The sequence below is a fragment of the Nocardioides lacusdianchii genome, from assembly GCF_020102855.1.
Lineage (GTDB): Bacteria > Actinomycetota > Actinomycetes > Propionibacteriales > Nocardioidaceae > Nocardioides > Nocardioides lacusdianchii.
In genome coordinates this window covers 309574-328191 of the sequence record NZ_JADHZD010000001.1, presented here as the reverse complement: position 1 = coordinate 328191, position 18618 = coordinate 309574, and the positions used below count along the sequence as shown (strand labels likewise).

General features: G+C 72.3%; 19 protein-coding genes. 15 read left to right on the top strand and 4 right to left on the bottom strand.

The window, feature by feature from the left end; translation table 11 throughout:
* The first annotated feature begins 5 nt into the window (after positions 1 to 5).
* Positions 6 to 623: a hypothetical protein gene (locus IRX98_RS01650; RefSeq protein WP_224273379.1), complete on the top strand. Its 618-nt coding sequence runs from the start codon at positions 6 to 8 to the stop codon at positions 621 to 623.
* Between the two features lie 61 nt (positions 624 to 684).
* A complete protein-coding gene (locus IRX98_RS23270) occupies positions 685 to 1776 on the top strand; it encodes a GNAT family N-acetyltransferase (RefSeq protein ID WP_224273378.1) in 1092 nt (363 codons plus the stop codon).
* Positions 1777 to 1779: 3 nt separating this feature from the next.
* On the opposite strand, the gene IRX98_RS01640 is transcribed toward IRX98_RS23270, so the two are convergent.
* A complete protein-coding gene (locus tag IRX98_RS01640) occupies positions 1780 to 2763 on the bottom strand; it encodes an ABC transporter ATP-binding protein (RefSeq protein WP_308044382.1) in 984 nt (327 codons plus the stop codon).
* Between the two features lie 3 nt (positions 2764 to 2766).
* On the opposite strand from IRX98_RS01640, the gene IRX98_RS01635 reads away from it, so the two are divergent.
* The 3 genes from IRX98_RS01635 to IRX98_RS01625 all read left to right on the top strand — a co-directional run bounded on the left by IRX98_RS01635 (position 2767) and on the right by IRX98_RS01625 (position 5247).
* Positions 2767 to 3465 carry an ABC transporter permease gene (locus tag IRX98_RS01635; protein ID WP_224273377.1) on the top strand — a complete coding sequence of 233 codons (699 nt, stop codon included), beginning with the start codon at positions 2767 to 2769 and terminating at the stop codon, positions 3463 to 3465.
* Entirely contained in the window at positions 3465 to 4235 is a 771-nt protein-coding gene (locus tag IRX98_RS01630; protein ID WP_224273376.1) for an ABC transporter permease, read from the top strand. The genes IRX98_RS01635 and IRX98_RS01630 overlap by 1 nt, the downstream gene beginning before the upstream one ends.
* A 64-nt stretch (positions 4236 to 4299) precedes the next feature.
* Positions 4300 to 5247 carry a glycine betaine ABC transporter substrate-binding protein gene (locus IRX98_RS01625; protein WP_224273375.1) on the top strand — a complete coding sequence of 316 codons (948 nt, stop codon included), beginning with the start codon at positions 4300 to 4302 and terminating at the stop codon, positions 5245 to 5247.
* Positions 5248 to 5352: 105 nt separating this feature from the next.
* On the opposite strand, the gene IRX98_RS01620 is transcribed toward IRX98_RS01625, so the two are convergent.
* Positions 5353 to 6471, bottom strand: coding sequence for a glycosyltransferase family 2 protein (locus tag IRX98_RS01620; RefSeq protein ID WP_224273374.1), 1119 nt, complete (start codon positions 6469 to 6471; stop codon positions 5353 to 5355).
* 58 nt (positions 6472 to 6529) lie between these two features.
* Between IRX98_RS01620 and IRX98_RS01615 the strand changes: the two genes are divergently transcribed.
* Together IRX98_RS01615 and IRX98_RS01610 are read left to right on the top strand one after the other, a co-directional pair.
* Positions 6530 to 7636: a sulfotransferase family protein gene (locus IRX98_RS01615; RefSeq protein WP_224273372.1), complete on the top strand. Its 1107-nt coding sequence runs from the start codon at positions 6530 to 6532 to the stop codon at positions 7634 to 7636.
* Positions 7633 to 8583, top strand: a complete 951-nt coding sequence (locus IRX98_RS01610; protein WP_224273370.1) for a glycosyltransferase family protein — start codon at positions 7633 to 7635, stop codon at positions 8581 to 8583. The genes IRX98_RS01615 and IRX98_RS01610 overlap by 4 nt, the downstream gene beginning before the upstream one ends.
* A gap of 7 nt (positions 8584 to 8590) precedes the next feature.
* Here IRX98_RS01610 and IRX98_RS01605 read toward each other — a convergent pair whose 3' ends face one another.
* Both IRX98_RS01605 and IRX98_RS01600 read right to left on the bottom strand, forming a co-directional pair.
* Complete coding sequence (locus IRX98_RS01605; RefSeq protein WP_224273368.1) at positions 8591 to 9319, bottom strand: hypothetical protein; 729 nt, start codon at positions 9317 to 9319, stop codon at positions 8591 to 8593.
* Positions 9316 to 9627: a PadR family transcriptional regulator gene (locus IRX98_RS01600; protein WP_308044387.1), complete on the bottom strand. Its 312-nt coding sequence runs from the start codon at positions 9625 to 9627 to the stop codon at positions 9316 to 9318. Before IRX98_RS01600 ends, IRX98_RS01605 begins: the two co-directional genes overlap by 4 nt.
* Before the next feature lie 225 nt (positions 9628 to 9852).
* On the opposite strand from IRX98_RS01600, the gene IRX98_RS01595 reads away from it, so the two are divergent.
* The 8 genes from IRX98_RS01595 to IRX98_RS01560 all read left to right on the top strand — a co-directional run bounded on the left by IRX98_RS01595 (position 9853) and on the right by IRX98_RS01560 (position 18614).
* Entirely contained in the window at positions 9853 to 10764 is a 912-nt protein-coding gene (locus tag IRX98_RS01595; RefSeq protein WP_224273366.1) for a Rossmann-like and DUF2520 domain-containing protein, read from the top strand.
* On the top strand, positions 10761 to 11696 hold the full coding sequence (panC, locus tag IRX98_RS01590) for a pantoate--beta-alanine ligase (RefSeq protein WP_224273365.1): 936 nt from the start codon (positions 10761 to 10763) through the stop codon (positions 11694 to 11696). The genes IRX98_RS01595 and panC overlap by 4 nt, the downstream gene beginning before the upstream one ends.
* A complete protein-coding gene (gene panD, locus IRX98_RS01585; protein ID WP_224273364.1) occupies positions 11696 to 12112 on the top strand; it encodes an aspartate 1-decarboxylase in 417 nt (138 codons plus the stop codon). Before panC ends, panD begins: the two co-directional genes overlap by 1 nt.
* A 9-nt stretch (positions 12113 to 12121) precedes the next feature.
* Positions 12122 to 13792 carry an L-aspartate oxidase gene (locus tag IRX98_RS01580; RefSeq protein ID WP_224273363.1) on the top strand — a complete coding sequence of 557 codons (1671 nt, stop codon included), beginning with the start codon at positions 12122 to 12124 and terminating at the stop codon, positions 13790 to 13792.
* Positions 13789 to 14694 carry a carboxylating nicotinate-nucleotide diphosphorylase gene (gene nadC / locus IRX98_RS01575; protein ID WP_224273362.1) on the top strand — a complete coding sequence of 302 codons (906 nt, stop codon included), beginning with the start codon at positions 13789 to 13791 and terminating at the stop codon, positions 14692 to 14694. Before IRX98_RS01580 ends, nadC begins: the two co-directional genes overlap by 4 nt.
* Before the next feature lie 7 nt (positions 14695 to 14701).
* Positions 14702 to 15472 carry a type III pantothenate kinase gene (locus tag IRX98_RS01570; RefSeq protein ID WP_224273361.1) on the top strand — a complete coding sequence of 257 codons (771 nt, stop codon included), beginning with the start codon at positions 14702 to 14704 and terminating at the stop codon, positions 15470 to 15472.
* Positions 15473 to 15547: 75 nt separating this feature from the next.
* A complete protein-coding gene (locus IRX98_RS01565; RefSeq protein ID WP_224273360.1) occupies positions 15548 to 15871 on the top strand; it encodes a histone-like nucleoid-structuring protein Lsr2 in 324 nt (107 codons plus the stop codon).
* A gap of 163 nt (positions 15872 to 16034) precedes the next feature.
* A complete protein-coding gene (locus IRX98_RS01560) occupies positions 16035 to 18614 on the top strand; it encodes an ATP-dependent Clp protease ATP-binding subunit (protein ID WP_224273359.1) in 2580 nt (859 codons plus the stop codon).
* Positions 18615 to 18618: the final 4 nt, after the last annotated feature.

The window sequence follows — 18618 nt, the reverse complement described above, 5'->3', positions numbered from 1 at the left end:
GCCGCATGTCCTCCCAGCAGCCTCAGCAGTCACAGGCGTCCCGCACCCCGGCTCGTCGTCGCCAGCGCAGCACGCGCCTGGTCGTGGCCGTGGCCCTGCTCGCCGTCTCCGCCGCGATCGTCCTCGGCGCCGTCGCGTCGTCGTCGGCCGGCCTGACCGCCGTCGCTGCTGTCCTTGCCGTGGTCCTCGGTGCCGCCGCGACCCGCATCACGCACTCCGAGGTGATGCAGGCCCGCCGCGACGCCGCGCGCGACCGTGCCGAGCAGGCCCAGGAGTACCGCGCCCTCACTGAGCGGCGTACGGCCGAGTCCGCGGTCTTCGCCGCCGACATGCGCCGCAAGATCCTCGAGCGCGAGGAAGCCATCGACGTGCTCGAGCGGGCCCTGTCCTCGGCGCAGAAGAACGCCGCCGAGCAGACGCTCAAGCGCGGCCAGGAGGCTCGCCGTGCCGACGCCGCCGACGCCGGCCGCGAGGCCGCCGAGCGTGGTCGCGACGAGGCCGAGACCCGCGCCGCCGAGGCGATCGTCATCATCGCCGAGCTCGAGGCCGAGATCGACGTCGTGCGCGCCGAGCTCGACTCGCTGCGCGCCGCGGCTGCGCGCCGCAACCACCGCAGCGCCTGACCCGCTTCGCCCCGTTGCGCCCGGCGGCCGCCAGTTCGTGGAGTACGGAACAATGGCGCTCGTGATCCCCGAGGACAACCGGTTCGAGAGCGACCCCGACGACGCGCTGCCCGAGGACCCGGGACTTCCCGCGGGCTGGGTCGCGGAGGCGCCCGACGGCTCCGACCCCGCCACGGTGACCCGCCTGGCCGAGCTGCTGCGCGGCCACGAGCGCGCCGGTCGCGGATGGGCGGGCTCCGGCGAGGACGAGGTCCGCGTCGAGGTGTCCGAGCACGGGCTGGCGATGCGCGAGAACCTCGTCGTCCGTGACGCCGACGGCCTGGTCCGCGCGTGGGGCAGCGTGCACGACCGCGCCGAGGGCCGGATGCTGTTCGTCCACATCGTCGACCGCGAGGTCGACGAGCGATCGGCCGGCCGTTGCAGCGACGTGCTCTTCGAGTGGGCCGAGGCGCAGGCGCGCGCCGTGGGCGCCGCGCGCGGACTGGCCGTGCAGCAGATCGACACCGGTGCCTTCGCCGACGACGAGCGCCAGCACGAGTGGCTGGCCGACGCCGGCTTCGAGCGCGTACGCACGTGGTGGCAGATGAGCCGCTCGGTGGAGGCCGCGGAGGCCGAGCTCGTGCCCGACCCCGCCCGCTGGGAGCGCAAGGGTGTGGTCTTCCGCCTCGTCGAGCGCGAGGGCGGTCCGGGCGGCATGCCGGACGTCGCCGACCTCCGAGCGGTGCACGAGGTGCTCGAGGGCGCCTTCACCGACCACTTCAACTCCGCCGAGGAGACCTTCCAGGAGTTCATCCATCGCCTGCGCGAGGACCCCGGTCACCGCTGGGACCACTGGTGGCTGGCCGAGATCACCGACGGCGACGGCGACCCCGAGCCGGCGGGCGCGCTCGTCGGCACCGTCAGCGAGTCCGACACCGGCCCCGACGGGTCGTACGTCTCCTACCTCGGTGTCCTGGAGTCCGCGCGCGGTCGCGGGGTGGCCACCGGCCTGCTCCGCACGATCATCGCCGACGCCGCGTCCCGCGGCCGGGACCGCGTCGGCCTCGAGGTCGACGCCGACTCACCGACCGGCGCGGACGGGCTCTACACCTCGATGGGCTGGGGGACGAAGTACGTCACCGAGTCCTGGCACAGGGACGTGACGGTCGACTGAGGCTCAGCGCAGCGACGCCCGCAGCGCGCGGTGCACGCCCGCGGGCGTGAGCACGCCGAGGAAGGTGGGGCCGCGGCGCACGCCGACCATCGGCTTGTCGTCGCGCAGCATCGCAGCGAGGGCGTCCTCGAGCGAGGAGTCGATGTCGATCGCCGACCCGAGGTCGCCGGTCGCGACGCCGTCGAGCGGCTCGAGGTGCTCCTCGCGCAGCCGGGTCACTGTGAGCGTGCGGAGGCCGCCCGAGCCCACGAAGTCGGCCACCTGCTCGTCGGCCGGGTGGGTCAGCAGGTCGGCGGGGGTGGCGTACTGCGCGAGGCGGCCGCCGGTGGCGAAGACCGCCACCCGGTCGCCCATCCGGATCGCCTCGTCGATGTCGTGGGTCACCAGCACCACCGTCTTGCCGAGCTCGGCCTGGAGGCGGCGGAACTCGTCCTGCAGCCGGCCGCGCACGACGGGGTCGACGGCGCCGAACGGCTCGTCCATCAGCAGCACGGGCGGGTTCGCGGCGAGCGCGCGGGCCACGCCGACCCGCTGGCGCTGCCCGCCGGAGAGCTCGTGCGGGTAGCGGCGGGCGTACTGCTCCGGGTCGAGGCCCACCGTGCTGAGCAGCTCGTGGGCGCGCTCGCGCGCGGTCGCCCTCGACTCTCCGTAGAGCAGAGGGACCGTCATCACGTTCTGCTCGATGCGCTGGTGGGGGAACAGGCCGATCTGCTGGATGACGTAGCCGATGCCGCGGCGCAGCTCGACCGGGTCGACCTCCGTGACGTCGTTGCCGTCGAGCCAGATCCGGCCGGTCGTCGGCTCGATGAGCCGGTTGATCATCTTGAGCGTGGTCGACTTGCCGCAGCCGGACGGGCCGACCAGGCAAACCATCTCGCCGCGCGCGACGTCGAGGTCGAGCTCGTGGACGGCCACGGTCCCGTCGGGATAGGTCTTGCCCACGCCCTGGAGCCGGATCATCGGCTCGTCGCCCCGTGTAGCGTCCATGCGGTGACCATACTGGGGGCCGCCGACTCAGGACCGAGCTGCTACAGCCGGTTCGTCAACGAATGGTTCTGCTGGCAGTACGTCGAGGACCGCCAGGGCCAGATCACCGACGCCCTCGTGGAGCACGTGCTCATCACCCTGTCCGCCCTCGCGCTGGGCATCGCGATCGCGATCCCGCTGGCGCTGCTCGCGCGCCGCATCCCCCGCCTGGAGTCGGCGGTGCTGGGCTTCAGCACCGGCGTCTACACCGTCCCGTCGCTCGCGCTGCTGCCGCTGCTGGTGCCGTTCACCGGTCTCTCGGCGGCCACGGTGGTGATCGGGCTCGGCCTCTACGCGCTCACCATCCTCGTCCGCGCGCTGCTCGACGGACTGCGGTCGGTGCCCGACGACGTGCGCGAGGCGGCCCGCGGGCTCGGCTACGGCCGCGCGCGGATGCTGACGCGCATCGAGATGCCGCTGGCCCTGCCGGTGGTGATGGCGGGACTGCGCGTGGCGGCGGTGTCGACCATCGCGCTCACCACGGTGGGGACGCTGGTGTCCTACGGCGGTCTCGGCGACCTGATCGCCCACGGCGTGCAGCGCGACTTCCGCGCCGAGCTGCTGACCGCCGCCGTGCTGTGCGTGGTGCTGGCGGTGGTGCTCGACGTGCTGCTGGTGCTGCTGCAGCGGGTGCTGACCCCGTGGACGGCGACGGTGCGCTGATGGAGCTCTTCGCCGAGACCTGGCAGTACCTCTTCGACGCCGACAGCTGGACCGGTGGCGGCGGCCTCGTCGCGCGTCTGCTGGAGCAGCTGCTCCTCACCGCCACCGCGCTGGCCGCAGCCATGCTGCTCGGCCTGCCGCTCGCGCTGTGGCTGGGCCACCTCGGGCGCGGCGGCTTCCTCGCCGTCAACATCTCCAACGTCGGTCGCGCGATCCCCACCTTCGCCCTGCTCGCCCTGCTCGTCGCGGCCGACTGGCCGGGGTCGGGTGACTTCGGCCCCTACGGCCGCGCCGGGCTCGCCACCCTGATCGCGCTCGTGCTCTTCGCCCTCCCACCCCTCATCACCAACGGCTACGTCGCCATGCGCGAGGTGCCGACGGACGTGAAGGAGGCTGCCGACGGCATGGGCATGTCGCGACGGCAGCGCTTCCGTCGCGTCGAGCTGCCCCTGGCGCTGCCGGTGGTCGCCTCGGGCGTACGCCTCGCGCTGGTGCAGGTGTGGGCCACCGCCACCATCGCCGCGCTCGTCGCGGGTCCCGGCCTCGGGCGCATCATCACCGAGGGGTTCGCCCGCAACGACTACGCCCAGGGCATGGCCGGGGCGGTCGTCGTCGCGCTCGTCGCCCTCGTGCTAGAGGTGGCGGCCGCGGCTCTGCAGCGTGCCGTCGACCCGATGTCGAACGCCGCCTCGCACTCCTCGTCACCCCGTGGAGTGGGGGAGATGTCGGAGCCCTCGACTACGGTGGAAGAGGCTCCCACCGGGAGCTGAGCGGACCCGCTCGCATCACCGGACACGCGCGGCCCGAGCCGCGGGACACAGAAGGTTGACACTCATGCACGTACGACGTCCGCTGATGGCGGTGACCGGCCTGGCGCTCACCGCGCTCCTCGCCGGTTGTGCCGGCGACGACCTCGCGGCCGAGAACGACGAGCCCGCCTCGGGCTCGGGAGGCGGCGAGGGCACGTCCGTCGTCATCGGCAGCCAGAGCTTCGACGAGGCCGCCCTCGTCACCGCGATGTACCAGCAGGTCCTCGAGGCCGAGGGCTACGAGGTCGAGACCCGCCTCGTCGACACCCGCCCGGTCTACCTCAATGAGATGCCCGACGCGGTCCAGATCGCCCCGGAGTACGTCGCCGGCATCGTCGACCAGCTCAACACCGACGCCAACGGCCCCGACGCCGAGCCGCTCTCGACCAGCGACGCGCAGGAGACCATCGACGCCGGCGCCTCGCTGCTGGAGGAGAAGGGCATCACCCTGCTCGAGCCGTCGGAGGCGTTCTCCGCCAACGGCTACTTCGCGAGCCAGGAGTTCTCCGACGCCGAGGGCGTGACCAAGCTGTCCGACCTCGAGGGCCAGGCCGTGACGCTGGCCGCGGCGCCGGACTGCAAGGGCCGCACCGACTGCGAGAAGGGCCTGGTCGACACCTACGGCATCGACGTCACCCTCGAGCCGCTCGGCTACGCCTCCACCGAGACGTTCCAGGCGGTCCTCGACGGCGAGGCCCAGCTCGGCCAGACCAGCACGCTCGACGGCACCCTCGAGGACCAGGGCCTGCTCCTGCTCGAGGACGACCTCGGCATCCAGCCCGCCCAGAACCTCGTCCCCGCGGTGTCGAGCGACTTCCTCGCCGACAACCCCGACGTCGAGGGCCTGCTCAACAACCTGATGGCCGTCCTGGACAACGACACGCTCGGCGAGCTCCTCGTCAGCGTCCAGATCGACCGTGAGCAGCCGGCCGACGTGGCCCAGGAGTTCCTGGAGTCCGAGGGCCTGCTGTAGTCGGGCCCAGCCAGCAATCGCTGGTTGAGGTGCGAGGAGCGCCAGCGACGAGCCTCGAAACCACGCCCTCAGCAGGGTGGTTTCGAGGCTCGCTGCGCTCGCACCTCAACCAGCGATCTCGTTCGGGCGGAGCGCCAGCGCCTCCGGGGCCACGGTGGTCTCGTCCAGCACCGAGGGCGGCACCGCCAGCCGCCACGTGCCCGTGGCCATGTCCTGCGCCCGTGGTGCCGGGCCGTCGAGGTTCTCCGACCACTCCATCAGGGCGGTGACGTCCGCGCGCCGGTCCTGCTCGACGAGCCAGCCCGCGAGCCGGTGGACCGGCGGCAGGCCGCTGTGCACCAGCGAGCGTTGTCCCCAGAGCTCCAGCACGCCCGAGCGGAGCAGGCGCCACCACTCGGGGGTGCAGCCGGGCACGAGCAGGAGGTAGCGCCACAGGTCCCCGGCCAGCACCCGGTCGACGAAGACCTCCTCCACCTGCGGCGAGCCGTGCGCCCGCACCGAGGCGAGCGACATCCGCTTGGTCTCCCAGCGGTCCGCGAGGTCCTGCACGGACGAGGCGCGGGTCTGGGTGATCGAGCCCTGCCTTATCCGCCAGCGGTAGACCACCTCGTCGAGCACGTCGAAGCGCCCCTCGAGGAACGCCCGGGTCGTGGTCGGCTGGTCCTCGTAGCGCACGCCCTCGGGCCACTCCAGGCCCGCCGCGTCCCACCAGGACCGACGGAACACCTTGTTCCAGGCGAAGACGTCGCCGAGGACCTCGGGCCGCTCCTCCACCCGCGTGCCCCGCAGGGGACGGTGCAGGCGCCGCATCCACGGCGGCTCGACGAGGTCGTCGCCCTCCCAGCGCACGATCGAGCCGGTCGCGAAGTCGGAGCCCGACTGCGTGAGCGCGCCCAGCAGGTCGGCGTACGCCGTGGGCGGCAGCACGTCGTCGGAGTCGAGGAAGGCGAGGTAGTCACCACGCACCTGCAGGGTGCCGAGGTTGCGGGCGGCGCCGAGCCCGCCGTTGACCGAGTGCACGACGCTGATGCGGTTGTCGCGGCGTGCCCAGCCGTCGGCGATCTCGCCGGTCCGGTCGGTCGACCCGTCGTCGACGATCACCGCCTCCCAGCGGGTGTGGGTCTGGGCGAGGAGGGAGCGGACGCAGTCGTCGAGGTAGTCCTCCACGCCCCAGGCGGGAATCACCACGCCGAGGAGGGGAGCCCGGGAGAAGAGCCTCTTCATGGGGCGCGAGCCTAGTGGTGCCGGAGGCTCGGCCCCGGGCGCCGGTAGGCTGCCCGCCGTGACCGAGCAGCCCAGAGCCATCGACGAGATGAACCCCGACGGAGTCGCGCGCAAGGTCCTCTTCGTCGCCGGTGCCGGCCGCAGCGGCACCAGCACCCTGGCCGGCATCGTGGCCCGGCTCGGCATGCACGTGCCGCTGCCCGAGGTGCCGCCGGACGACTCCAACCCGCGCGGCTTCAGCGAGCCGCAGTGGGTGGTCGACGTCCACGACGAGTGGCTCTCCGAGGCGCTCGTGCAGGTCAGCGACTCCCGTCCGAGCGCATGGTTCGACACCGGGCGGATCTGCAGCCGCGAGCCGGCCCGGATCCGGGTGAGCGAGTGGCTCGAGCCGCACTTCGCCGAGCACCCCGAGCTGGTCGTCAAGGACCCGCGCCTGAGCTGGTTCCTCGGCCTGTGGCGCGTCGCAGCGATCCGCACGGGCGCGACGCCCGTCTTCGCCACGATGCTGCGCCCGCCCGCGGAGGTGGTCGGCTCGAAGCAGAAGTACTACGCCAACAAGCTCGGCTCGTCCCACCTTGCCGCCAGCTGGGTCAACATGCTGCTCCACACCGAGCGCGCCACCCGTCCCGCCGAGGGCGACGGCGGCCGCGTCTTCGTCCGCTACGAGGACCTGCTGACCGACTGGGTGAAGACCACCACTGCGCTCGGCCACGCGCTCGACCTCCAGACGATCATCCACACCCGGAGCGACCAGATCCGCGAGGTCCACCGCTTCATCGACCCCACCCTGCGCCGCGTCTCCTCCAGCCTCGACGACCTCGCGCTGCCGAAGCGCCTGCACGAGCTCACCGGTCAGACCTGGGAGGAGCTCAACAAGCTGGCCGACGAGGGTGGTGACACCGTCGAGGCGCACCGCACCTTCGACGAGCTCCGCGCGGAGTACGTCGACCTCTACGAGGAGGCCGAGGCGATCAGCCGCTCGAGCGCCGAGCACGTCCGCCTGCGAGCGCGCCGCCGGGCGCTCGCCGAGGCCGCGGAGGCGTCGCCGCACTCGCTGGCCGACCGGCTGCCCCACGACGTACGCGCGGCGATCCCGCCGTCGGTGCGCCGAGGGGTGCGCAAGGCGCTCGGGCGTGAGCGCGACTCCTCGGGGGACGGGCAGTGACGGTCCCGATCGGGTCCGGCCACGGGATCACGAACCTCGAGGGCCACGAGGACTTCGACATCGTCTGGCCGTGGAACGGACCCGGAGGGCTGCGTCGCGGCGCCACCGCGGTGCTGCGCGTGAAGAACGAGGCGCCGGGACTGCGCTTCGTCCTGCCGCCGCTGCTGCGGGCGTGCGACCACGTACTGCTGGTCGACAACGGTTCCGACGACGGCACCGGCGAGGAGGCGCTGCGCGTCGCCGCCGAGCACGGCCTCGAGGACCGCTTCACGCTGAGGGAGTACCCCTTCCAGGTGGCCCGCGCGGGCGCCGAGCACCTGTCGGTCAACGAGCGGTCGGTGCACTCGCTGGCCTACTTCTACAACTGGTGCTTCTCCCACGTCCGCACCCGCTACTCGTGGAAGTGGGACGGCGACATGGTCCTCACCACCGAGGGCGAGGTGTCGATGGCGGACCTGTCGTGGCAGGTCGGCATGGCGGAGGCCGTGATCCGCTTCCCACGCCACGGCCTCTACATCGAGTCCGACCGGCGCGCCTTCCTCGACCTGGGCCTGCGCAACATCGAGGAGTGGGGCTTCCCGATGAGCCCCGACTACGTCTACACCAAGGCGCCGGAGTGGGAGATCCGCACGACGCCCGACCACATCGAGATGTTCGCGCTGCCGCAGGGCCTGTGCGTGGAGCTGAAGTGGCTCGACGGCGACGAGTTCGCCCACTGGACCAACCCGGAGTCCTTCGCGACCTCGATCCGCAACCGGCGCAAGCGCCGCGAGTGGCTGGTCTGGAACGCGCTGCACGCCGGCGAGGTGCCCGAGGGCGTGGTGGAGATCGTGTCGCCCGAGGGCGTCCACGTGGTCGACCACGTGACCCACGCATGGCTGCCGCGCGCGCCGCGACCCTTCGTGGTCGACGACCCGGACCACGCGAAGCTGCACCTGCGCGCCTGAGCGGCACCTAGCGCTGGATCAGCAGCAACGGCAGCGCCATCACCGCGGTGAGCACGGGGAAGAGCCACGGCGTCAGCCGCTGCAGGCCCCGCGACACCGCGTCCTCCGCCATGGTCCCCGCGCCGCCGGCCTCCGCAGGACCGACGACGGGATCGGCCGGGTCGGCGATGCGCAGGGCCATCGCGGTGCTCGCGGCCAGGAACACCACGCCGACGACCAGCGTCCCGGCCGGCGGCAGGGCCACGAGGGTCTGTCGACCGAGCAGCAGGATCGCCACGAAGAGACCGATCGGTGCCAGCGCGCCGACGACCGCCAGCCACCGGTGTCGCACCACCGCGCGGAGCACCCGGTCGGCGTAGCGCACGACCAGGGTGGTGCCGAGCACCGCGAGCGCGACCACGAGCACCAGCCCGGTGGTGAGCTCGACCTGCGTGCCGGCCCGGCTCGCACCCACGGCGCCGAGCGTGAGCATCATGCCGCTGAGCCCGAGGACCGAGGGGACCAGCTCACCGCGCCAGTCGAGCGACACGGTGCCGTCCGGTGCCAGCTCGACGGCGTACGCCGTGGGGTCGCCGAAGGCCTGCTGCGCGGTCTCGCCGCTCTCGGCGCAGTGGGCCTCGACCTCCGCGAGGGCCGCACCGATGCGACGACCCTCGACGCCCCGTAGCCGGAGCTCCACCAGGAAGGCCTCGGCCCAGGCGGGCTCGACGTGGGGCGTGTGGGTGTCGATCGTCATGACGGGTCCCTCCCGGACGTGGGTGCGGCGGTGCTGATGAAGGTGGTGGTGACCTCGGTGAAGGCCCGCCAGTCGGCGGTCTGGCGCTGGTGCTCGGTGCGGCCGGCGTCGGTGAGGTCGTAGAACTTGCGACCCGGGCCGCCGTCGCCGGCGCGCCACTCGACGGTGACCAGCCCGGCCTCCTCCAGGCGCGCGAGGAGGGGGTAGAGCGTGCCGCCCTTGATCGCGCCGAGCCCGGCCTCGGCCAGGGCGCTGGCGATGGCGTAGCCGTAGGTGGGGCCGTCGGCGATCACGTGGAGCACGCACATGTTGAGGGCGCCACGCAGCCACTCCGTGGGCCACGGCTGCGGGGCGGTCGGCGAGGGCACGACTAGATAGTGACGCGAACTAGTCAGGCTGTCAATCTACTTGGGGCGGGGCGGCGTGGCGTGCGTCACGCCCGCAGCCGTTCCCACCACGGAATCCGCAGGCGTAGGCTCGATGTTGATCGCAGTAGATCGGTACCCGCGAGGGACTGAAACGAAGAGGTCGACATGACGAAGCTCTCCATCGGCGTGGTCGGCGCCGGCCGGGTCGGCGCCGTGCTGGCAGCCGCCCTCCGCTCCGCGGGCCACGAGGTCGTGGCCGCCGCGGGCGAGTCCGACGCCTCCCGCCGGCGCATCGCCGCGCTGCTGCCCGGTGTCACGGTGGCCAAGCCCACCGACGTCGCCCGCGCGTGCGACCTGCTGCTGCTCACCGTGCCCGACGACATGCTGTCCAACGTGGTGAGCGTCCTCAGCGCCAGCGGCGCGATCCGCGAGGGCCAGGTCGTCGTGCACACGAGCGGCCGCCACGGCCTCGCCGTGCTCGAGCCGGCCCGCGAGGTCGGTGCCCGCACGATCGCGGTCCACCCGGCGATGACCTTCACCGGCACCGAGGTCGACCTGCCGCGCCTGCCCGGCTGTGTCTTCGGTGTCACCGCGGACGGTGCCGACCGTGCCCTGGCCGAGAGCCTCGTCGCCGACCTCGGCGGACGCCCCATGTGGGTGCCGGAGGAGCGGCGCGCGCTCTACCACGCGGGCCTGGCCCACGGCGCCAACCACCTCGTCACCCTCGTCACCGAGGCGATGGAGATCCTGTCCGCCGCCGGTGCCGACGACCCCGCCGCCACGCTGCGCCCGCTGCTCACCGCCGCGCTAGACAACGCGCTGGAGGAGGGGGACGCCGCCCTGACCGGCCCCATCGTCCGCGGCGACGTCGAGACGGTCCGGGCCCACGTCGCCGGCCTGCTCGCCGACGCGCCCCAGACGCTGGCGTCGTACGTCGCCCTGGCGCACGCCACCCTCGACCGTGCCGTGACCGACGGCCGGCTGCTGCCGATCCGGGCGTCGCGGATGCTCCGGGTGCTGGCCGACGCGGAGGCCGCGGCCGAGTCCGCCGCGGCACCGGCCGACCACCGTCGATGACCTCGACCCCCGTCCTCGCGAGCACCCGCGAGGAGCTCTCCGGGCTGCTCGCCGCCGCTCGGCGTGCGGGCGAGCGCGTCGCGTTCGTGCCCACGATGGGCGCCCTCCACGAGGGGCACGCGAGCTTGATGCGCACGGCGCGCGCGGCCACGACCGGCCCCGTGGTGGTCAGCATCTTCGTGAACCCCATGCAGTTCGCCCCGACGGAGGACCTTGATCGCTACCCCCGCACCCTGGAGGCCGATCTCGAGGTCTGTGCGCGTGAGGGCGTCGACGTCGTCTTCGCTCCCGGCGTCGAGGAGATGTATCCCGGCGGCTTCAGCCACGACTCGGTCCACGACGGCGTCACGGTCGCACCCGGGGCGCTCGCCACGATCCTCGACGGCGCCTCGCGCCCGGGCCACTTCGACGGCGTGCTCACCGTGGTCGCGAAGCTCTTCGGGCTGGTGCGCCCCGACGTCGCGGTCTTCGGCGAGAAGGACTACCAGCAGCTCGCCCTGATCCGCCGGATGGTCCGCGACCTGTGCCTGGACATCGAGGTCGTGGGCGGGGAGACGGTGCGCGAGCCCGACGGCCTCGCGCTGTCGAGCCGCAACCGCTACCTCGACGCCGACCAGCGGCGTACGGCCCTCGCGCTGAGCCGCGCGCTGCGCGCCGCGCAGGACCGGGCGGCGTACGGCGTCCCTGCCGCACGCTGGGCGGCGATGGCGGTGCTCAACGTGGAGCCGGGCCTCGAGCTGGACTACCTCGCGCTCACCTCGCCCGACCTCGGCGAGCCCCCGGAGACCGGCACCGGCCGGATCCTGGTGGCCGCACGGGTCGGCACCACGCGGCTGATCGACAACATGCCGCTCACCTTCGACCGGGTCGTCCCGGACGTGTCGGCGGGGACCGCTCCTGCGGCCTCGACCACCAGTGAAAGGAGCGGCTGATGCTGCGCACGATGATGAAGTCCAAGATCCACCGCGCCACCGTGACCCAGGCCGACCTGCACTACGTCGGGTCGGTCACGGTCGACGAGGACCTGCTCGACGCCGCCGACCTCCTGGCCGGCGAGCTGGTCCACATCGTCGACGTCACCAACGGCGCCCGTCTGGAGACCTACACGATCGCCGGCGAGCGCGGCTCGGGCGTCATCGGCATCAACGGTGCCGCCGCCCGGCTGGTGCACCCGGGTGACACGGTGATCCTCATCGCCTACGCCCAGATGGAGACCGCGGAGGCCAAGGAGCTCAAGCCCCACGTGGTCTTCGTCGACGCGGACAACAAGGTGATGGCGACCGGCTACGACCCGGCCGAGACGTTCGGGGACGCCTCGCTGACGCGCGGCGACGCCGTGGCTCGCTAGCCTGCACGGATGACTGACCACCGGCCGGTCCCGGGCCGCCTTCGCGCGCCCGCACCCGGTTGGACCACCCGCGCCGACGTGGTGGTGGTGGGATCCGGCATCGCCGGGCTCACCGCCGCCCTGCGGATCCATGCGGCTGATCCCTCCCTCCACCTCCTCGTCGTCACCAAGGACGTGCTGGCCGCGGGCTCCACGCAGTGGGCGCAGGGCGGCATCGCGGCTGCCCTCGGTCCCGGCGACACTCCCGAGCAGCACGAGCACGACACCCTCGTCGCCGGTGCGGGCGCCTGCGACGTCGACGCGGTGCGCGCGCTGGTGACCGAGGGGCCCGACGCGGTCCGCGAGCTGATCGCCCTCGGCACCCAGTTCGACCACCACCCCGACGGCGAGCTCTCGCTGACCCGCGAGGGCGGCCACCACCGCGACCGCATCGCGCACGCGGGCGGCGACGCGACCGGCGCCGAGATCCAGCGCGCCCTCATCGCCGCGGTCGAGCAGTCGCCGCTGATCGAGGTGGTCCAGCACGCGCTGGCCGTCGACCTGCTCCTCGCCGACGACGGCGGTGTCGCGGGGGTCACGCTCCACGTGCTCGGCGAGGGCCAGCGCGACGGTGTCGGCGCGGTCCACTGCCGGGCCGTCGTCCTCGCCTCGGGTGGCCTGGGGCAGGTGTTCAGCCAGTCCACGAACCCGAGCGTCTCGACCGGTGACGGCATGGCGGTCGCCCTGCGCGCGGGCGCCCGGCTGCGCGACCTCGAGTTCGTGCAGTTCCACCCGACCGTGATGTGGCTCGGCCCCGACTCGCAGGGCCAGCAGCCGCTCATCTCCGAGGCGGTCCGCGGGGAGGGGGCCTTCCTCGTCGACGACGACGGACGGCGCTTCATGCAGGGGGAGCACCCCCTGGCCGACCTCGCCCCGCGCGACGTGGTCGCCAAGGCGATCACCCGGCGGATGCTCGAGACCGACCGCCCGCACATGTGGCTCGACGCGCGTCACCTCGGCCCTGAGTTCTGGGGCAGGCGCTTCCCGACCATCCTGCGGGTCTGCCGCGAGCACGGCGTGGACCCGGTCACCGAGCTGATCCCGGTCGCCCCGGCCCAGCACTACGCCTCCGGCGGCGTCGCGACCGACCTGTGGGGGCGTACGTCCGTGCCGGGCCTCTACGCCACCGGCGAGGTCGCCTGCTCGGGCGTCCACGGCGCCAACCGGCTGGCGTCCAACTCCCTGCTCGAGGGCCTGGTCTTCTCGCGCCGCATCGCCGACGTGCTGCCCGGCGAGCTGCGCCCGTGGGCCGAGCCCGCCGCCGACGACCGGGTCGAGGGGCTCGTCTCCGGCGACCGGCGCCGGGGTCTGCAGGAGGTCATGACGACGCGTGTCGGGGTGCTGCGCCACGCCGACGGCCTGGCCGAGGCGCTCGACTTCCTGCACCGCCTCGACCCCGGTGACCCCGTCGTCGAGCCGGCCGCCTGGGAGACCACCAACCTGCTCGCCATCAGCACCGCGCTCGCCCAGGCTGCTGAGCTGCGCACCGAGACCCGCGGCTCCCACTGGCGCGAGGACTTCCCCGACCGCGACGACACGAGGGCCGGCCACGTCGACTCGTGGCTGGACGAGGGAGCCGTCCGCGTGGAGTGGATCCCCGCCCCCTCGACCGATCCGAGCACCGAAGGAGTCCGCGCATGACGAGCCTCGCCGACGTCCCTGCCGAGCTGCGCGAGGAGCTGGCCGCCGCAGGTCTGGACCCCGAGGCGCTCTGGCGCCAGGTCCGTGCAGCGGTCGAGGAGGACCTGCCCGACGGCACGGGCGTCGACCCGACCAGCTGGGCCACGATCGCGGACGACGCGACCGCCGAGGCCGTGTTCGGGGCCCGGGAGCCGGGGGTCGTGGCGGGCCTGGGCGTCGCGGCGCTGGTCTTCCACGCCTTCCTCGGCGCCGGCGTCCGGGTCACCGACCGGCTCCCCGACGGCACCCGGGTGGAGAAGGGGGACGTCGTGATGCGGGTGTCGGGTCGCACCCGTCAGCTCCTCGTCGCCGAGCGCACCGCGCTGAACCTCGCCTGCCACCTCTCCGGCGTCGCCACCGCGACCGCTCGCTGGGTGGAGGCGCTCGACGGCTCCCCGACCCGCGTGCTCGACACCCGCAAGACGCTGCCGGGCCTGCGCGCGCTCCAGAAGTACGCCGTGCGCTGCGGCGGCGGCGTCAACCACCGCACCAGCCTCCAGGACATGGCGATGGTGAAGGACAACCACGTCATCGCCGCCGGGGGAGTGCTGCCGGCGCTGGAGTCGATCCGCACCCGCTTCCCCGGGCTGCCGGTCGAGGTCGAGGTGACCACGCTCGACCAGCTCGACGACCTGCTCGCGCTGCCCGAGCCCCCCGAGCGGGTCCTGCTCGACAACATGGACGACGCGACGATGACCGAGGCCGTACGCCGTACGGCCGGGCGGGTGCCGCTCGAGGCGAGCGGCGGGATCACGCTCGAGCGGGCCGCCCGCATCGGCGCCACCGGCGTCGACTACGTCTCGGTCGGCGCGCTGACCCACTCGGTCGTCGTGTTCGACCTCGGCATGGACCTCGTGGAATGAGGGTCGAATGAGCCTGCTCGCCGCCGACATCGGCAACAGCCACACCTTCGTCGGGCTCCTCGACGGCGACGAGGTGACCGCCCACTGGCGGGTGGCGACCGACGAGCGCCGCACGGCCGACGAGTGGTCGGTGCTGCTGCGCGGCCTGCTGGCCGACCGCGTCGCCGACGTCGACGGCATCGCCGTGTGCGCGACCGTGCCCGCCGTGCTGCACGAGTGGCGCGAGATGCTCGAGCGCCACTTCCCCGACGTCGCCGCGATCGTCGTCGAGCCGGGCGTGCGCACCGGCATCCCGGTGCTGATGGACAACCCCCGCGAGGTCGGCAGCGACCGCATCGTGAACTCGCTCGCCGCGGCCACCCTCTACGGCGGCCCGGCGATCGTCGTCGACTTCGGCACCGCGACGACGTTCGACGTGGTCAATGGCTTGGGGCAGTACGTCGGCGGCGCCATCTCGCCGGGCATCGAGATCTCCCTCGAGGCCCTGGGTCGCCGGGGTGCGCAGCTGCGCAAGGTCGAGCTCGTACGCCCCCGTTCGGTGATCGCGAAGAACACCGTCGAGGCGTTGCAGAGCGGAATGGTCTTCGGGGTCGCCGCGCAGGTGGAGGGCCTGGTCGCTCGGATGATCGCCGAGCTCGGAGAACCCGCCGAGGACGTCACGGTGATTTCCACCGGCCATTTGGCGCCCTTGCTCGTCGATGATTGCGGGTGTTTCACGGTGCATTCCCCGTGGCTGACCCTGCAGGGTTTGCGATTGGTCTTCGAGCGCAATTCGTGAAGCTTTGTCGAAAGGCATGAATTGCTGCCACAATTCACTTTCGACGGGGAATTATCGACTGCAAAGGAAGAGACCATGGCGCAGAAGGTCAACATCGTCCTCGTGGACGACCTCGACGGCACCGAGGCCACCGAGACCGTCACGTTCGGCCTCGACGGCGTGAGCTACGAGATCGACCTCAACGACGGCAACGCCGCCGCCCTGCGCGAGGCGATGAGCGGCTACGTCGGCCACGCCCGCAAGGTCAGCGGAGGTGGCCGCCGCGCCCGCAAGTCCGGCGCCACCTCGACGTCCAACACCAAGGACGTGCGCGAGTGGGCCAAGGCCCAGGGCATGGAGGTCTCCGAGCGCGGACGCATCTCCGCCGACGTGCAGCAGGCCTACGACGCCGCGCACTGACGTACGCCCCTGGTCGCCGGTGGCGTCCGGTCACGTTCGCTGTGAGCGGACGCTCTGGTGACTGGGGTGGGAACACGTAGGCTGATCCCGGGCGTTGAGCCCAGTGTCCGCGCTCCCGCTCCGGCGGGGGACGGGCGGACCACGCAGACGTAGAGGAGCGCACATGTTCGAGCGGTTCACCGACCGAGCCCGGCGAGTTGTCGTGCTGGCCCAGGAAGAGGCCCGCATGCTCTCCCACAACTACATCGGGACCGAGCACATCCTGCTCGGTCTCATCCACGAGGGCGAGGGCGTCGCCGCCAAGGCCCTCGAGTCCCTCGACATCTCCCTGGAGGCCGTGCGCGCCCAGGTCGAGGAGATCATCGGCCAGGGCCAGCAGGCCCCGTCCGGCCACATCCCGTTCACGCCCCGCGCCAAGAAGGTGCTCGAGCTCTCGCTGCGCGAGGCGCTCCAGCTCGGCCACTCCTACATCGGCACCGAGCACATCCTGCTCGGCCTGATCCGCGAGGGCGAGGGCGTCGCGGCCCAGGTGCTGCAGAAGCTCGGCGCCGACCTCAACCGGGTCCGCCAGCAGGTCATCCAGCTGCTCAGCGGCTTCCAGGGCAAGGAGTCGGCCGCGGCCGGCGCCCAGACCTCCGGCTCCGGCGGCGAGGCCCCGTCGAGCTCGCTGGTGCTCGACCAGTTCGGGCAGAACCTGACCCAGGCGGCGCGCGAGGGCAAGCTCGACCCCGTCATCGGGCGCGAGCAGGAGATCGAGCGCGTGATGCAGATCCTGTCGCGCCGCACGAAGAACAACCCCGTCCTCATCGGCGAGCCCGGGGTCGGCAAGACCACGATCGTGGCCGGCCTCGCGCAGGACATCGTCAAGGGCAACGTGCCCGAAACGCTCAAGGACAAGCAGATCTACACCCTCGACCTCGGTGCGCTGGTCGCCGGTTCCCGCTACCGCGGTGACTTCGAGGAGCGCCTGAAGAAGGTGCTGAAGGAGATCCGCACCCGCGGCGACATCGTGCTCTTCATCGACGAGATCCACACCCTCGTCGGTGCCGGCGCGGCCGAGGGCGCGATCGACGCTGCCAGCATCCTCAAGCCGATGCTGGCCCGCGGTGAGCTCCAGACGATCGGCGCCACCACGCTCGACGAGTACCGCAAGTACCTCGAGAAGGACGCCGCGCTCGAGCGCCGCTTCCAGCCCATCCAGGTGCAGGAGCCCTCGATCGCGCACACGATCGAGATGCTCAAGGGCCTGCGCGACCGCTACGAGGCGCACCACCGCGTCACCATCACCGACGAGGCCCTGGTCTCGGCGGCGACGCTGGCCGATCGCTACATCTCCGACCGCTTCCTGCCGGACAAGGCCATCGACCTCATCGACGAGGCCGGTTCGCGACTGCGCATCCGCCGGATGACCGCGCCGCCGGACCTGCGCGAGTACGACGAGAAGATCGCCGACGTGCGCCAGCGCAAGGAGGCCGCCATCGACGGGCAGGACTTCGAGGCCGCGGCCCGCCTGCGCGACGAGGAGAAGCAGCTTTCCGCCCGCCGTGGCGAGCGTGAGAAGCAGTGGCGCGCCGGTGACCTCGACGAGATCGCCGAGGTCGACGAGGAGCTGATCGCCGAGGTCCTGGCCGTGGCCACGGGCATCCCGATCGTGAAGCTCTCGGAGGAGGAGTCCACCCGTCTGCTCAAGATGGAGGACGAGCTCCACAAGCGCGTCATCGGCCAGGAGGAGGCCGTCAAGGCCCTCAGCCGCGCCATCCGGCGTACGCGGGCGGGTCTCAAGGACCCCAAGCGACCCGGCGGCTCGTTCATCTTCGCCGGCCCCTCGGGCGTCGGCAAGACCTGGCTGTCCAAGACGCTGGCGGAGTTCCTGTTCGGCGACGAGGACGCGCTCATCCAGCTCGACATGAGCGAGTTCAGCGAGAAGCACACCGTTTCGCGCCTGTTCGGCTCGCCCCCCGGCTACGTCGGCTACGAGGAGGGCGGCCAGCTCACCGAGAAGGTGCGGCGCAAGCCGTTCTCGGTCGTGCTGTTCGACGAGGTCGAGAAGGCCCACCCCGACATCTTCAACAGCCTGTTGCAGATCCTCGAGGAAGGCCGTCTGACCGACTCGCAGGGTCGCGTCGTGGACTTCAAGAACACCGTCATCATCATGACCACCAACCTCGGCTCGCGTGACATCGCCAAGAGCGTCAACCTGGGCTTCGGCGCGGTCGGCGCCGACCCGGCCGGCTCCTACGAGCGGATGAAGAGCAAGGTGTCGGAGGAGCTCAAGCAGCACTTCCGTCCCGAGTTCCTCAACCGTGTCGACGAGATCGTCGTCTTCCCGCCGCTGTCGCAGGAGCAGATCGTCGCGATGGTCGACAACATGATCGCCGCCGTCGAGCTGCGCATGAAGGACCGCGACATGTCGCTGGAGCTCACCCAGCCCGCCAAGGCGCTGCTGGCCGAGCGCGGCTTCGACCCGGTCCTCGGAGCCCGACCGCTGCGCCGCACGGTGCAGCGCGAGATCGAGGACGTCCTCGCCGAGAAGATGCTCTTCGGTGAGGTGGGCCCCGGTCAGATCGTGCTGGTCGACATCGAGGGAGAGGGCCCGGCGGCGAAGTTCACCTTCCGCGGCCAGAAGAACTCCACGGTGCCCGACATGCCTCCGCTGGAGACGGTCGATGCCGAAGGGACCCCCGTCGTGGGTCCCGACGACACCGAGGGTCCGACGGACGTGCCGAAGACCACGGAGTCATGAGGGC

Bases quoted from the DNA above. Each gene is read 5' to 3' on its own strand.
- IRX98_RS01640 (WP_308044382.1), bottom strand. From the start codon at position 2,763: ATGGACGCTACACGGGGCGACGAGCCGATGATCCGGCTCCAGGGCGTG.
- IRX98_RS01595 (WP_224273366.1), top strand. From the start codon at position 9,853: ATGACGAAGCTCTCCATCGGCGTGGTCGGCGCCGGCCGGGTCGGCGCC.
- IRX98_RS01620 (WP_224273374.1), bottom strand. From the start codon at position 6,471: ATGAAGAGGCTCTTCTCCCGGGCTCCCCTCCTCGGCGTGGTGATTCCC.
- IRX98_RS01605 (WP_224273368.1), bottom strand. From the start codon at position 9,319: ATGACGATCGACACCCACACGCCCCACGTCGAGCCCGCCTGGGCCGAG.
- IRX98_RS01600 (WP_308044387.1), bottom strand. From the start codon at position 9,627: ATGTGCGTGCTCCACGTGATCGCCGACGGCCCCACCTACGGCTACGCC.
- IRX98_RS01580 (WP_224273363.1), top strand. From the start codon at position 12,122: ATGACTGACCACCGGCCGGTCCCGGGCCGCCTTCGCGCGCCCGCACCC.
- IRX98_RS01630 (WP_224273376.1), top strand. From the start codon at position 3,465: ATGGAGCTCTTCGCCGAGACCTGGCAGTACCTCTTCGACGCCGACAGC.
- IRX98_RS01570 (WP_224273361.1), top strand. From the start codon at position 14,702: ATGAGCCTGCTCGCCGCCGACATCGGCAACAGCCACACCTTCGTCGGG.
- panD (WP_224273364.1), top strand. From the start codon at position 11,696: ATGCTGCGCACGATGATGAAGTCCAAGATCCACCGCGCCACCGTGACC.
- IRX98_RS01650 (WP_224273379.1), top strand. From the start codon at position 6: ATGTCCTCCCAGCAGCCTCAGCAGTCACAGGCGTCCCGCACCCCGGCT.
- IRX98_RS01560 (WP_224273359.1), top strand. From the start codon at position 16,035: ATGTTCGAGCGGTTCACCGACCGAGCCCGGCGAGTTGTCGTGCTGGCC.
- IRX98_RS01565 (WP_224273360.1), top strand. From the start codon at position 15,548: ATGGCGCAGAAGGTCAACATCGTCCTCGTGGACGACCTCGACGGCACC.
- nadC (WP_224273362.1), top strand. From the start codon at position 13,789: ATGACGAGCCTCGCCGACGTCCCTGCCGAGCTGCGCGAGGAGCTGGCC.
- IRX98_RS01625 (WP_224273375.1), top strand. From the start codon at position 4,300: ATGCACGTACGACGTCCGCTGATGGCGGTGACCGGCCTGGCGCTCACC.
- panC (WP_224273365.1), top strand. From the start codon at position 10,761: ATGACCTCGACCCCCGTCCTCGCGAGCACCCGCGAGGAGCTCTCCGGG.